This window comes from Nocardia nepalensis, assembly GCF_048910785.1.
GTDB classification, from domain to species: domain Bacteria; phylum Actinomycetota; class Actinomycetes; order Mycobacteriales; family Mycobacteriaceae; genus Nocardia; species Nocardia nepalensis.
Map to the genome: position 1 here is coordinate 169,310 of NZ_JBKBET010000044.1, position 13,531 is coordinate 182,840.

At 65.7% G+C, this 13,531-nt stretch carries 12 protein-coding genes; 3 read left to right on the plus strand and 9 right to left on the minus strand.

Annotated elements, in window-relative coordinates; translation table 11 throughout:
- Positions 1–27 precede the first annotated feature (27 nt).
- Entirely contained in the window at positions 28–840 is an 813-nt protein-coding gene (locus ACHQ4I_RS42470; RefSeq protein WP_420777604.1) for an SDR family NAD(P)-dependent oxidoreductase, read from the plus strand.
- Between the two features lie 80 nt (positions 841–920).
- Here the strand turns inward: ACHQ4I_RS42470 and ACHQ4I_RS42475 are convergent, their stop codons facing one another.
- From ACHQ4I_RS42475 to ACHQ4I_RS42485, 3 genes are all read right to left on the minus strand, one after another.
- Positions 921–2,477 carry an amino acid permease gene (locus ACHQ4I_RS42475; RefSeq protein ID WP_420777605.1) on the minus strand — a complete coding sequence of 519 codons (1,557 nt, stop codon included), beginning with the start codon at positions 2,475–2,477 and terminating at the stop codon, positions 921–923.
- Positions 2,478–2,616: 139 nt separating this feature from the next.
- Positions 2,617–3,849, minus strand: a complete 1,233-nt coding sequence (locus ACHQ4I_RS42480; RefSeq protein ID WP_420777606.1) for an alpha-hydroxy acid oxidase — start codon at positions 3,847–3,849, stop codon at positions 2,617–2,619.
- The gene (locus ACHQ4I_RS42485; RefSeq protein WP_420777607.1) at positions 3,846–4,304 is read right to left on the minus strand and encodes a MerR family transcriptional regulator; all 459 of its coding nucleotides are present in this window, start codon (positions 4,302–4,304) and stop codon (positions 3,846–3,848) included. Before ACHQ4I_RS42485 ends, ACHQ4I_RS42480 begins: the two co-directional genes overlap by 4 nt.
- A gap of 171 nt (positions 4,305–4,475) precedes the next feature.
- Here ACHQ4I_RS42485 and ACHQ4I_RS42490 point away from each other — a divergent pair, with 171 nt between their 5' ends.
- Positions 4,476–5,807, plus strand: a complete 1,332-nt coding sequence (locus ACHQ4I_RS42490; RefSeq protein ID WP_420777608.1) for a lipase family protein — start codon at positions 4,476–4,478, stop codon at positions 5,805–5,807.
- On the opposite strand, the gene ACHQ4I_RS42495 is transcribed toward ACHQ4I_RS42490, so the two are convergent.
- The 5 genes from ACHQ4I_RS42495 to ACHQ4I_RS42515 form a co-directional block, all read right to left on the minus strand.
- The gene (locus ACHQ4I_RS42495) at positions 5,761–6,804 is read right to left on the minus strand and encodes a GlxA family transcriptional regulator (protein ID WP_420777609.1); all 1,044 of its coding nucleotides are present in this window, start codon (positions 6,802–6,804) and stop codon (positions 5,761–5,763) included. The genes ACHQ4I_RS42490 and ACHQ4I_RS42495 overlap by 47 nt on opposite strands.
- Positions 6,805–6,857: 53 nt before the next feature.
- The gene (locus tag ACHQ4I_RS42500) at positions 6,858–7,736 is read right to left on the minus strand and encodes an alpha/beta fold hydrolase (protein ID WP_420777610.1); all 879 of its coding nucleotides are present in this window, start codon (positions 7,734–7,736) and stop codon (positions 6,858–6,860) included.
- A 171-nt stretch (positions 7,737–7,907) separates the two neighbouring features.
- On the minus strand, positions 7,908–8,729 hold the full coding sequence (locus tag ACHQ4I_RS42505) for a crotonase/enoyl-CoA hydratase family protein (RefSeq protein ID WP_420777611.1): 822 nt from the start codon (positions 8,727–8,729) through the stop codon (positions 7,908–7,910).
- A gap of 67 nt (positions 8,730–8,796) precedes the next feature.
- On the minus strand, positions 8,797–10,086 hold the full coding sequence (locus ACHQ4I_RS42510; RefSeq protein WP_420777612.1) for a hypothetical protein: 1,290 nt from the start codon (positions 10,084–10,086) through the stop codon (positions 8,797–8,799).
- Positions 10,086–10,307 carry a hypothetical protein gene (locus ACHQ4I_RS42515; protein WP_420777613.1) on the minus strand — a complete coding sequence of 74 codons (222 nt, stop codon included), beginning with the start codon at positions 10,305–10,307 and terminating at the stop codon, positions 10,086–10,088. Before ACHQ4I_RS42515 ends, ACHQ4I_RS42510 begins: the two co-directional genes overlap by 1 nt.
- A 458-nt stretch (positions 10,308–10,765) precedes the next feature.
- On the opposite strand from ACHQ4I_RS42515, the gene ACHQ4I_RS42520 reads away from it, so the two are divergent.
- Positions 10,766–12,994, plus strand: a complete 2,229-nt coding sequence (locus tag ACHQ4I_RS42520; protein WP_420777614.1) for a hypothetical protein — start codon at positions 10,766–10,768, stop codon at positions 12,992–12,994.
- Here the strand turns inward: ACHQ4I_RS42520 and ACHQ4I_RS42525 are convergent, their stop codons facing one another.
- Complete coding sequence (locus tag ACHQ4I_RS42525) at positions 12,995–13,486, minus strand: MarR family winged helix-turn-helix transcriptional regulator (RefSeq protein ID WP_420777615.1); 492 nt, start codon at positions 13,484–13,486, stop codon at positions 12,995–12,997. It lies immediately after the preceding gene.
- Between the last annotated feature and the right edge of the window lie 45 nt (positions 13,487–13,531).

The window sequence follows — 13,531 nt, forward strand, 5'->3', positions numbered from 1 at the left end:
CACGTAATGAAAGGAGTCTGATCGGATATGAGTGGATCGCTGCTCGAGGATAAGAACGCTGTGATCTATGGAGGCGGGGGCGCTATCGGCGGCGCTATCGCGCGAGTATTCGCCCGGGAAGGCGCAAGGGTATTCATCGCCGGGCGGACGCAGGCGAAGCTCGACGCCGTGGCGCGTGATATCGCCGCGACGGGCGCAACAGTCGAGACCGCACAAGTCGACGTTTTCGATCAACAGGCGGTCGAAAAGCACGCCGATGCGATCGCGGCGACGGCGGGCAGCATCGACATCGCCCTCAACGCCGTAAGTGTCATGCACGACCAGGGGACTCCGCTGGCGGACCTCTCGCTGGAGGAGTTCATGCGGCCGATCGATGGCTTTCTGCGGACGCTGTTCATCACGAGCAAGGCGGTGGCACGGCACATGGGTCGCGAGCGTCCTGGCGTCATCCTGACGTTGTCCGAGCCGGGTTCCAAACTGGCAGTGGGCGGCATCTTGGGGCACAGCGTGAGCGCGGCCGGCAAGGAGGCCTTCTCGCGGGTTCTGGCCGCGGAGCTGGCACCCAACAACATCCGGGTCATCGGCATCCGTCCACACGCTGTCGTCGATGCGCCGGCAGCGGGTTCCTATACCAAGGACCTCTTCGAGCAAATCGCGGCAGCGGCCGGGCAGTCGGTCCAGGAATTGCTCGAAGGCGGGGCGATGGCGCAGGGGACGCTTCTGAAAAGGCTGCCAACGCTGTCCGAAGTAGCAGAGACGGCCGCGTTCCTGGCTTCGGATCGAGCTGGAGCCATGACGGGAGCAATCGCCAATCTGTCCGGCGGCGCACTTGTCGACTGAGCAACGCAGTATCCGGTTGTCGCGCAGGGCCGGAGCACGCACCTGCGGCTTTTCGGCCCGCCACGACTCTGTACATGGACTCAGGAATTCCCCGCGTTCGGGTGTCGGGTCGTCGGCTGCTCGATGATCACGATCGGTTCGATGGAGGGGCCCGGGTGCGGGCGTTCGGCCACCACCGGGAACTGGGCGGTGTGGTATTCGCGAATCTTCGCTATTCGTAATACTTTTCGTCGGGCCAGGAACCAGCCGCCGATCAGGGCCGGGGCCAAGCCCACCAACATCGCGATCACCGCGGCGCGCTGGATCATGTCGCCGGTGCAGGCCATCAGGACGACTACGGCCGCGAGGAAGAGCAGCGACGCCACCGTCGTATAGGGAGTGCCGGGCAACCGGGACTGCGGACGCCACGCCAGTCCGAGGCGCCACTGCTGCCACAGGCGCAGGTGACAGAGCAGGACCGCGGTCCACGACACGATGGTGCCCAATGCCGATACGTTCAGCACGATCTCGAATGCCTTCTCCGGCAACACCGCATCGAGACCGACCCCGATCAGTGCGATCGCGCCGGTGGCGAGGATGCCGACATACGGCACGCCGGAGCGCGACATCCGCGCGGCCGCGGCGGGTGCGCTGCCGTTCATCGACATCGACCGCAGAATCCGGCCCGTCGAGTACAGCCCGGCATTGAGACTGGAGAAGGCGGCCGTCAGCACGATCAGATTCATGATCGAACCGGCCGCTGGCACACCGATTCTCGCGAAGAAGGTGACGAACGGACTCTCCCCCGGCCGGAAGAGCGTGTAGGGCAGCAGCAGCCCGAGCAGTACCAGCGATCCGACGTAGAACAGTGCGATGCGCGCGATGACGGAGTTGATCGACCGCGGCATGATCGTCTCCGGACGTTCCGCCTCACCCGCCGCGATGCCGATCAGTTCGACTGCGGCATAGGCGAATACAACGCCCGTCGTGACCGTGACCAATGGCAGCAGACCGGTCGGGAACAATCCGCCGTGCTGCGTGATCACGTCGACACCGGTCGGCGCGCCCCGAATGGTGAAGCGGCCGGCCAGGAAAACCGTGCCGACAATCAGAAAGCCGACCAGCGCAGCGACTTTGATCAGCGCGACCCAGAACTCGAGTTCGCCGAACCAGCGCACCGATATCAGATTGGTGCTCACGACCACGAGCAGGGCAAGGAGTGCGATCACCCACTGCGGGACGACTTCGAACGCTCCCCAGTAGCGGAAATAGGCGGCGATCGCGGTGATATCGACGATCCCGGTCATGCACCAGTGGAAGAAGTAGGTCCATCCGACGGCGAAGGCCAGCTTCTCCCCGTAGAACTCGCGGGCGTAGGAGACGAACGATCCGGAGGAGGGCCGATGCAGCACCAGCTCGCCGAGTGCGCGCAGGATGAAGAATACGAATACGCCGCACACCGCGTAGACCAGGAACAATCCGGGACCGGCCCCGGCGAGACGCCCGCCTGCCCCGAGAAATAGCCCGGTACCGATGACCCCGCCGATCGCGATCATCTGCACCTGGCGTGCGCGCAGCGATCTGCGATAACCGACATCCTCGGCGTGCAGTGCATCCGTGAACGTCGAAAGTTCTACTGGTCCCCGACCTGCGATCATGACCCGGCCTTCCAGTGCGGGTAGTCATGTCGCGAGCAATGTACCGTTATTTAACGGCACATTCAACAACGTTTCATCTACTGTTCAGCTGGGTACCCTGGATCGCCGCCATGCGAAATCGGTTGTACTTCAATGAGTCTCAGCCGAGCGGTCGATAGCGTTCGAGTAACCGGACGTGTCGCGGTTCGAGTTCGTCGATGCTCCGCACGCCGAGCAGCTTCATGGTTCGAACGATCTGGGTGCGCAGGATATCGATGGCGCGATCGACACCGGGCTCGCCGCCCGCCATCAGGCCGTAGAGGTAGGCGCGGCCGATGAGCGTGAACCCGGCGCCGAGGGCCAGCGCGGCGACGATATCGGCGCCGTGCATGATGCCGGTGTCGAGGTGGATTTCGATATCCGCGCCGACTTCGCGCACCACGGTGGGCAGTAGGTGCAGCGGCACCGGGGCTCGATCCAGTTGGCGCCCACCGTGATTCGACAAGACGATGCCGTCGGTGCCCAGCGCGGCCAGACGTTGCGCGTCCTCGACGGTCTGCACGCCCTTGACCAGGATCCGGCCGGGCCAGTGCTGGCGGATGAAGGTCACGTCGTCGAATCCGACGGTGGGGTCGAACATGGTGTCGAGCAGTTCGGCCACCGTGCCGGACCAGCGGTCGAGTGAGGCGAAGGCCAGCGGTTCGGTGGTCAGGAAGTCCCACCACCACGCGGGTTTACGCACGGCATCGATGGCCGCGCCGAGGGTGATCGAGGGCGGCACGGTCATGCCGTTGCGCACGTCGCGCAGCCGGGCGCCCGCGACGGGCACGTCGACGGTGACGACGAGGGTCTCGAATCCGGCTGCCGCGGCACGTTCGACGAGGGCGAGGGATCGGTCGCGATCGGTCCACATGTAGAGCTGAAACCAGTTGCGCGCGTTGGGTCCGGTGGCCGTCGCGATATCTTCGATGGCGGTGGTGCCCATGGTCGAGAGCGTGAACGGTATGCCAGCGCGTTCGGCCGCGCGGGCCCCCGCCGACTCCCCCGCGGTGTGCATCATCCTGGTGAATCCGGTGGGCGCGATGCCGAACGGCAGTTGGACGGTCTTGCCGAGCACGGTCGCGCTGGTGTCGGTCGCGGCCACATCGCGCAGGACGGTAGGATGGAACTCGATGTCGGAGAACGCTTCTCGGGCGCGGTTCAGACTGATCTCGGCATCGGCCGCACCGTCGGTGTAGTCGAAGGCGACCTTCGGCGTGCGTTTGCGGGCCATCGCGCGCAGATCCCAAATCGTCTGGGCACGTTCGAGTTTGCGTAGCTTACCGGCGAACGGCCGTTCGAATTTGACCAATGGCGCGAGCTCGCGCGGTCGCGGCACCCTGCGGGCCGTCATCGCGGGCCCTGCGCGGATATGTTGTGCGGCGCCCACAGCTGGTCGGCGTCACCGGCCGCCAGACGGCCGCGGTAGACGTCGATCTTATGGTCGATGAGTTCCAGATTTTCTTGCAGCTCAGCGATTTTGGCGGCGACATCGGCGCGGTGCGCCGCCATGAGGGCGAGCCGTTGCTGCTCGTTGCCGGACCCGGCGGAGACCAGTTGGGCATAGCGCCGGATGGTCTTGATGGGCATACCGGTGGCCCGGAGTCTGGTGCAGACGGTAATCCAGGTCAGGTCCATCTGCCGATAGCGCCGTCGCCCACCGATGGTGCGTTCGACGGAGGTGATGACCAGGCCCGCGCGTTCGTAGTAGCGCAAAGTGTGCGCGCTGACCCCGGTGCGACGAGCGGCTTCGGCGATGCTCACGCCCTCGTCGGGCTCGGATACCGGCTGCGGTTCGACTTCGAGCACGCTCTGAATCCTAGCTGGCGCGTTGATCGCGGCGCTGTGCATGTGCACAAAATCCGAGGTCCAGGCTCTGCATCCTGCCAATGGTCTCGCGCCGTCGATTGCGGTGAGCTGAATCCAGCAAAGCGGAACCGGATGATCGACTGGCGGATCAACGGAGATTCGGAGGATGTGATGAGGCGATCTCGGCGACGACTCGCGGCAGTGGCGGTGTCGGCGTATATGGCGCTGGCGGTTACCGGTGTCGCGGCGGCCGATCCGGCGTTCCCGCCGAATTTCCCGCCGGATCAGAATCAGCTACCACAGCTGCCGACCGAGCCGCAGATCTACGACCTGTTGCCGATCCCGTCACCGGATCAGGACCCGTGGTACGACGATCCCGCGGATCTCGCCTCCTATCAGCCCGGGCAGATCGTGCGCAGCCGGGAGGTGCAGACACGCGTGCTCGGCATCCCGTTCCCGGTGTATACCGAACAGTTGCTGTTCCGTTCGAACGACGTGCACGACAACCCGATCGTGACCGCGACAACCGTTGTCGTGCCTGGCATTCCGTGGCAGGGCAGCCCGCGGCCGGTGCTGTCGTTCCAGGAGGCGATCGACTCGACCGATTCGGCATGCAATCCATCGCACACCCTGCAGACCGGCACCATGAAGGAGTCGGCGCTGGTGATCTATTGGCTGGCACAGGGTTTCGCGATCAACGTGCCGGACTTCGACGGCAAGTTCAACACCTTCAACACCTACGCCGAGGGCAAGATGGTCCTCGACAGCCTGCGCGCGATGAAGAACGATCCGGCGTTGGGACTCACCGATTCCGGTATCGCGCTCTACGGATATTCCGGCGGCGGTTCGGGTTCCATTCGCGCGGCGGAGCTGCGCGCCTCCTACGCACCCGATGTGCGGCTGCTCGGTACTACCATCGGTGGCACGCCCGGTGACTTGGCGGCCGAGGCGAAGTACGCGATCGCGCCGGAGCCCGGACTGACCGGCGCCAGCAACTTCACCATGTGGCTCGGCTTCGCGAGCCTCGCCCGCGAATATCCGGATATCTTCGATCCCGCCGAGCTGCTGACCGCCGAGGGCCGCCAGATCGTCGCGGATGTCCAAAGTCGTTGTTACGCGACCATTGCGCTCACGGGTGTCTACCGGCCGATCAGCGCCTACTTCCAGCCCGGCAAATCGCTCGAGTCCGCGCCGGGCGTGCTACAGGTCCTGCAGGACAACAGTCTCGGCAAATACGTTCCGGATACGCCGATCCTGTGGTGGCACGGCCTGTGGGATGAACTCATCCCGCCCTCGGTGGTGCTGCCGACCGTCCGATCCTATTGGGAGCGTGGCGCGGACCTGCGCTTCTACACCGTCCCCGTCCCGGAACACATCGTCAATGCCGTCACCGGCTGGCCGCCGGCCGTCGTCTGGACCAGCGCCGTGCTGCGCGGCCTGCCACCGGGCCCGAAGTTCAAGGCCGACTTCCAGCCGCTGCCGCCCGGCTTTCCCGGGAGCTGAAATGATCTGTGTCCGTGACCGAATGGCTGATCGCGAAATGCTGCCGGTAGCGATCCGGGGTGGTCGACAGTTGGCGAGCGAAGACGCGGTGCAGTGTTTCACCGTGTTTATAGCCGACCGCCTTCGCGATGGCGGCGACGGTCATATCGGTCGTCTCCAGTAGGCGGCGGGCCGCCTCCACACGCAGGTTCTCCACGAAAGCGGCCGGAGTGCTACCGGTTTCGGTGCGGAAGGCGCGTGCGAAGGCGCGCTCGCTCAGTCCGGCCCGCGATGCCAGCGCGGCCACACTCAGGTCTTCGTCCAAATGGTCGGGCAGCCACTGCTGTACGGCCCGGATCGCCGGGGTGCGAGCCGGTTGCGCACGCAGTTGAGCGCTGAATTGCGCTTGGCCCCCCGGCCTTCGGGTGAATACGACGAACCAGCGGGCGATGAGCTGGGCCACTTCGCTGCCGTGATCCTCCTCGACCAGGGCCAGCGCGAGATCGATACTGGCGGTGACCCCGGCCGAGGTCCACCTGTTTCGGTCGTTGACGTAGATCCGGTCCGGCTCGACGATCACCCGCGGGAAACGCTCGGCCAGCACGCCACACGAACCCCAATGCGTTGTCGCGTGATAGCCGTCGAGCAGCCCGGCCGCGGCCAGCAGCAGCGAACCGGCGCATACCGCTGCCACCCGGCGCGACCGCCGGGCGATGGCCGGAAGCTCGCGAACAACGTCGGCCGAAACCGAGGAGGCGAAGGCGCCGTTACCGCCGATGACGATCATCGTGTCGATCTCGTCTGTGCCGCAGGCGATCTCGGGCAGGGAGTGTTCGATATTCATCGTTACGCCGCCCTCCACCGAGATGGCGCCGGCCCGCGGCGATGCCGTCACCATGCGGTAGACCGGCGCTCCGATAACGGCGTTCGCGGCACCGAAAATGTCCATGGGACCGGCCAATTCGATCAGCTGGATGCCGTCGTAGACCACGAGGACAATCGTGCGAGTCGTCGACACGTCCCTATCTTCGCCGCATGCACCCATCACTGTCTCGGCAATGCGCCAGCCGATCACCCCGCTTGCCGGACCGGCTCGAGTAGACCGGCGCTGTGCTTGCGCAGGAAGGGAATGATGAGTTCGGCGACTCGGTCGGCGAACTGAGCGTGCGGATAGTGCCCGCCGTCCTCGACGAGGGCGACCTTGCCGATCCCCATGGGCATCGCCGCGACGATCGCCATCGCCTCGGCCTTCGGGTCCGCATAATCCGAATCGGCGGCGCCCATGATCACCAGCGCGGGACGGTGGACGCCGGGCAGCGCCGCCTCGGCGTCGGCCGGCCTGGTCTTGCTGGCCTTCACGAATTCACCCCACCGGCCGGGTTCGCGCAGCGTCCGCATCAACCTTTCGAGGTAGTCACTGTAATCGTGGGGCTTGGTCGGATACGCGAAATCGAGGTACCTGCGCCACAATCTCGGCGACCCGAGCAGCAGCGTGCCCAGCAACCGCACCATCCCGCGCCGGTATCGCGGCACGGTGAGCAGGGCGCCCACATCGAGGTGCTGGGTCTTGGTGAACGGGTTGATCTCGATGACCGCGGCGACCAGTTCCGGCGCCTCGGCCGCGGCGATGGTCGCCGCGCCGCCGGAAAAGGAGTGCCCGACGAGCACCGCGGGCCCGCCGAAATACCGGATCACACTGAGCAGGTCACCGGCGACATCGGTGCGGCTGATGGCCGCCTTGCCGGTCACCGACGGCCAGCCGAGACTGGATTCGCCGTGTCCGCGCAGGTCGGCGTTCACGACCCGGAAGCCCGCCGCGGCCAGCAGCGGTACGAGATGGCGATAGTCGTGCCGCGAAGTGCCCATGCCGTGCGAGAGCACCACCAGCGGCCCGTCACCGACGACATCACAGGCCAGGCGCCCGTCCTCGAACGTCACGAACTCGGTCATTTGCTTTACCTTCCAGGCTTTTCGATCGTCGCGATGCGCGCGGCGTGGTCGAATTGAACGCCGGAAAACAGCGGCTGTCGGTAGGCCCGGCGGGATCGGTCAGAGACACAACGGATTTCGTCAGTCACTGACCCGATCGGCCCCATGCCGCAGGTCGGGCCACGGTCGCGGTCAGTTTCCCTGGAAGTCGGCCTGTTCGCGGTTTTTGAAGGCTTCGAAGCCGCGGCGGACGTCCTTGGTCAGCAGGATGCGCGCGAATTCCATGCGGACCTTGGCGAGGGCCTTGGCGGTGCCCTTCGCCTGGGCGAGGCGGCCGTTGCGCAGGACGGTTTGGACGCCCAAAGGCGCTTGGCGAGCGATCGTTTCGGCGATTTCGTGCGCCTTCGCGACGGCTTCTCCGGGGTCGGTGAGTTCTTGGATCAGGCCGATGCGGTGCGCCTCGGCGGCGGGGAAGTCATCGCCGGTGAGGGTCCAGCGGTTGGCATTGTGGGTGCCGACGGCCAGCGGCCAGCGCACGGTGCCGCCGCCGAAGGGGAACAGCCCGCGGCTGACCTCGTATTGGGTGAAGGTGGCGGCGGTATCGGCGACATTGATGCTGGCCGCCAGCAGCAGTTCGATGCCGAGGGTGAAGCAGCGGCCCTCGACGGCGGTCACCACCGGTTTGGGGCACAGCGGGGTGGTCACACCCCACGGGTCGACCCCGCCCTTGGGCACCAGCCCCTGGACCAGCTCGAACGGGAGCGGGTTGAGCTGGGACAGCACCTCCCTGGGCAGCTTCGGCAGCAGTGCGCCGAGATCGAGACCGCTGGTGAAGTAGCGGCCGTTCGCCCGCAGCACGCCGACCCGCAGATCCTTATCGCGCGCGAGTTCGGTGTACGCCTCGGCCAGCGCGCGCAGCATCGGGAAGTCGAAGGCATTGAGCTTGTCCGGCCGGTTCAGTGTGATCGTCAGAACGTGCCCGGCGCGCTCGGTCAATACGGTCGGCTCGGTCATGGTCTCCCGCTTTCTGCTGGCATCCCGGTACGAATTATGGACTATTCCATAATTCGTACCGGGTTCGTCACTCCCAGCTCGGCGCGGCGTCGTACCGGCGGCGCATCTGACGTCGCCGGTAGAAGACCTCGTCGACCGATAGCGTCGATGGCGTGGCGATCGGGGCCAGGCGCAGGTCCAGCCCGAGTTCGCTGATGCGGTGTTCCAGATCGATGCGGCGTTCCGGGGGCAAGGCGGACCACATCGTTACGAATCGGGCGCGGACATCGACGTCGGTGGCCGCGATCAGGCTCAGCAGCAGCGGCCAGAAGTGGGCGTCGGTGGCGATACCGGGCAATGCCGCGACCATCGCGTCGCTCAACTGCGCCAGCAGGGCCACCGCGCGGTGCTGGATTCCGGCGTGGGAGTGTTCGATCAGGTTGAACAGTCCACGCCACAGCTCGGATTCGATGCGGCCCTCTAGGCCGCCGATGATTCCGGCCAGCGCCGCATCGTTGGCCATTATCGGATTCGCGGCCAGAGTACCCAGGGCCCACGGGCTCAGGTGCCCGATGAACGTCAACAACTCCGGCGCCGCGCCGGCCCGGAGATAGTTCGCGACGAGATTGCCGATCAGTTCGACCGATCCGATGCCGAACAGCACGTCGCCGACCGCGGCGATCAGATCCGGGTCGCAGCGCGCGAACGCCGCCAGCGCGGCCAACTGCAGGCCCGTCGATCCGATGAGCACGGTATGCAGCATCCGCGGCACCCGCTGCCGCGGCCCGGCCAGCAGTTGGCGCAGGATGGCGCTCACGCCACCCACGGAATAGGCATAGGCGGCGGAGAAGATCAGGCCCTCGTCATCGAGCACGCCCTGTTCGATGGCCACGACCAATTGCGGTGTGGCAAAGGCATCGAGGAATGGTCCGGCGGTGATGTAGTCCTTGCGGGCCAGCATTTCGTTGAGGATGCGCACGATGGGTTCGGCCGGCGCCACGTCGGCGAGTTGGCCGACGGTTCGCGGATCCATATACGGCGCACAGTCGGCCACATACGCGGGCGCGAGCATGGCAACGGTTTCGGCCGCCTTCTTCGGGTGGTCGACGCCGACCGCGCCCGCGGCCCGCCCCGTCATCATCGGTGGCACAAGGCGCTGCACCAAGGGCATCGAGATGCGCAGCGGAATGATCGGCACCAGTTTGCTGATCCGCTCGAAGGTTTCGTTGTGCTGGTCGAAGATCAGCCCAGCCAGCCGTTCCTGGAGTTGGTGCAGATTCTCGCTGCCCAACCGCTCCAGATGCGCCAGTCGCTCCACGGGGGCGTGCAAAGTCCGTGACAGCAGGACGATCTGGGCACCGGTTACCAGATCACTCATCAGCCGAGCCGACTCCCGAACATGATCTTCTTCGTGACCGCGCGAAACGGCCGGGGCAGGGCGCCGACCATCTCATCGACGGCCTCGATCAGTGCGGCCGTCTCGAGTTGCTTGGCCGCGCGGAACATCGCCAGCAGGTCGGCGGCTTCTTGTTCGGTGAGGAACGAGGTTGCCGCCAGCGGTCCGCGTAGTTCGTGTTCGAGGTCGGTCCTGGCGGTCATCCGGCTATCCGTTTCTTCATGTGTCGCAACGTTGATCACTAGTGAAGGCTCCGAGCATAGGTGTCGCGGCCACCCGATGTGGCCGTGCGTAAAGAATTCGTTATCCAAAGAACTTCATAATTTTTTTGAGAGGTGCGACTTCCTTTTTATTTGCGCCGCAACATAACTCGGCTGTTCTTCTCGGTGATGGGAAGTTGCGGATTCTGCCCGTCGCAACTCGTGACGACGGACGTCGGCGGCAGACGGTCGAGATTCAGGCGCAGCCGAGCTTCCGAGCCGACTGGTCACACACCGCACCGCCATCTCCCACCGCAGGCCTACCGCTGGTACGACCCGGAAACCGGATCATTGCCGGAGCACCAACAAAGCCCGCTTCGACCCACCCCGCATATATGTGCACACAGCAACTGTTGCACCATGCGCATATCGGGTAGGGTCTCGGATTCGTGGTCGCAGGTGTGACGGAAGACGTGCGCGCGGAACGATTTCGATGGGCGGCGTGGACCGCGTTCGGCGTGGTCGTGGGGTATGCGGCGGTGCTGCTGGGCAATCCGAGGCATTTCTATACCGATGACACCGAAGCCCAGTACGGCGCGATGTGGGTGATGCTGGGGCGGCAGCTACGGGAGGGGCGGTTCCCGGCGCTGGTGCCATGGGAGTGGATGTCGGGCAACTACTCGATGGAGGAGGCGGGGCTGTACAACCCGCCGCAACTGCTCATCGATCTGATCGCCCCGTCGGCGGATAACCTCGCCGTATTCGTCACCATCGTGAAGCTGGTGTTCTCGATCATCGCCGCGCTCGGGGTTTTCCGGATCTGCTCGGCCTATGGTGCGAAGGCTCCGTGGGCCGCGGTCGCCGGTGTGGCCTTCCCGCTGAGCGGCTGGTTCCTGTTCTTCGACGAGGCGAGTTGGGCGACCTCGCTGACCGGCACCGCGTGGCTGGTGCAGGCCTGGGCCTCGGCGGTCCACTACGTGCGGGGTCGTAGCGGACCGATTCCGACCTTCGTCTTCCTGTATCTGGCGATCTCGGTCCAATATGTCTTTCCCGCAGTCGAATCGGCATTGCTGATCGCCGCGATCGCGGTGGGCGAGTTCGTATACCAGCGGCGATGGGCGCCGACCGTGCGGTTGCTGCTGGTCGCCGGATGCGCGGGTCTGGTCGGGCTGGAGACGTACCTGCCCGGCATGCTCTCCTCCCCGGTCACCTGGCGCGGCAATGAACGTGTCCTCAATGACCCGTTCCTGACGGTGCCCTGGTCGGAGTCGCTGAACGCGAGCCTGCCGAGCACTACGCCCGCGTTCACCGGATGGTGGGGCTGGATACAGCCGCTACCGATGGTCTACATCGCGTGGTTCCTGATTCCGGCATTGGCATTCATCGATTGGCGCGCGGCGGTCCGGTCGGCTCGTGAACTCACCGGGGTCGGCATCTTCGCGGCGGCGGTGCTGATGTGGACCGCGGGACCAGGCCGGATCGGACCGTTGCGCTGGCCCGCGCGCGTGCTGCCGATGGTCGCACTCGCCCTGCTCGTGCTGGTGTGCGTATTGCTCAGTCGCCATGGCACATTCACCCGATCACGCCGCCGCACGGCCGCGGCCACGGTGTTGATCGGACTGCTGTTCATCCGCTCCTTCTCGGCGGATCCGCACAAGCTCCCCTGGCACCTCCTATCGGTAGACGTCGTCGCCACGCTGGGTGCGGCGGTGCTGCGGCTCGGGCGCACCCGCGGCACCGCCGCGGCCTGCGTGCTGATGATCGTCGCTATGTTCCCGATCGCCTACTCGCAGGTGCGCGGTGCGCCACCCACCCCGATGTCCTACAACTTCCCGGTGCGGCGTTCGGATATGAAGGCGGCATTCCCCCATTTCGACGGTGTCACACTGCAATTGGCCGATCGCGCGCTGGTGCGACCGGAGGAGCGCAACCTCGCCGACGCGTACGGCTCGCTCGCATTCGGCAACTATGCCAAGAATCTGCGGCTGGACTACGTCAACGCGTACACACCGATCGGCTATGCCACGTTCAGCGCGCTGCTGTGCATGGGCTGGGACGGCAGCACCTGCCCGGACGCGTTCCGCCGCGCCTTCGCCACCGAATCCACAACGGGCCGAAGCATTGTCGATTTGATGAAGGTGGATCGGGTCGTCCTGCAGCGTGCCCAGTACCCCGACGCCGGCAACCAGCCAGCACCGCCGGGCTGGCGGTGGGTCGACTATCCCGGGCACGAACGTTATATCTGGGTGCTCGAGCGCCTCGACGGCCCGATTTCGACCCGCAATGGCCTGATCGCCGATACCGCGGGCATGTCGGCCAGTACGGAATCCCGTGACAGCATCACCAGCCGGGTCCGGGTGCACGCACCGAACGGCGGTCGAATCGTATTCGCCCGGCTCGCCTGGCCCGGTTATCGAGTGAGTCTGAACGGCAACGAAATTCCGCTCGGGACCGTGGCGGGCACCTTCATCGCCATCGACATTCCGGCGGGCACCGACAACGGCGAGTTGATCCTGACCTGGCGGCCACCGGGCTGGAAGATCGGCATCGCGACCGCGCTGGCGGGGCTGGCCGGACTCGCCATGTTGCAGTGGGGATATCCGCGCCGCCGCCGGCGCGACCCGGTGCCCGCACCCGAGCAACCGCAACCACCCGAGCAGCCGCACCGCGAGTTGGTCGGTGTCGCCTAGCTACAGCGGATAGGTCTGGGCGCCGTCGGCGGGGTTGAATTCGCCGCCGGCCTCGGTGAACGCGTTGAGCGCGGCCACCAGTCCGTGTCGTTGCGCGGCAGGCATATTCGCCACGACGCGGGCGATCTCGGTGCGCCGCCGGGCGGTCACCTCGGCGACGACCTCGCGTCCGCGCGGACTCAAATCGATGATCAGCTCACGCCGGGTCTGCGGATTCGGTTGCCGGGTAATGAGTTCGGCCACCAGCAGACGTTCGACCATCCGGGTCGCGGTCGAGGGTTGTACGTCCAATTGGTGCGCGAGGGTAGTCAGCTTCACCGGGCCCTGGGTCGCCAGAATCACCAGGGTTCGGAACTGCGGCAGGGTGATCGTGTCGTCGACGTGCGCGATCGAGCGCGCCGAAATGGCGACCAGCAGGCGCGAGGACATCATCAGGGCGTCGGTGACATCGTCGATCGAGTCCTGGCTGAGCGAATGGGCTGGCCTCGCCATCGTCCTCCTCCGGCGGATGTGGTCGGAACGGACTCTACCGCTCGA

Coding starts and splice junctions, on each gene's coding strand:
- ACHQ4I_RS42515 (WP_420777613.1), bottom strand. CDS start 10,307: ATGACCGCCAGGACCGACCTCGAACACGAACTACGCGGACCGCTGGCG.
- ACHQ4I_RS42500 (WP_420777610.1), bottom strand. CDS start 7,736: ATGACCGAGTTCGTGACGTTCGAGGACGGGCGCCTGGCCTGTGATGTC.
- ACHQ4I_RS42475 (WP_420777605.1), bottom strand. CDS start 2,477: ATGATCGCAGGTCGGGGACCAGTAGAACTTTCGACGTTCACGGATGCA.
- ACHQ4I_RS42505 (WP_420777611.1), bottom strand. CDS start 8,729: ATGACCGAGCCGACCGTATTGACCGAGCGCGCCGGGCACGTTCTGACG.
- ACHQ4I_RS42480 (WP_420777606.1), bottom strand. CDS start 3,849: ATGACGGCCCGCAGGGTGCCGCGACCGCGCGAGCTCGCGCCATTGGTC.
- ACHQ4I_RS42525 (WP_420777615.1), bottom strand. CDS start 13,486: ATGGCGAGGCCAGCCCATTCGCTCAGCCAGGACTCGATCGACGATGTC.
- ACHQ4I_RS42490 (WP_420777608.1), top strand. CDS start 4,476: ATGAGGCGATCTCGGCGACGACTCGCGGCAGTGGCGGTGTCGGCGTAT.
- ACHQ4I_RS42470 (WP_420777604.1), top strand. CDS start 28: ATGAGTGGATCGCTGCTCGAGGATAAGAACGCTGTGATCTATGGAGGC.
- ACHQ4I_RS42510 (WP_420777612.1), bottom strand. CDS start 10,086: ATGAGTGATCTGGTAACCGGTGCCCAGATCGTCCTGCTGTCACGGACT.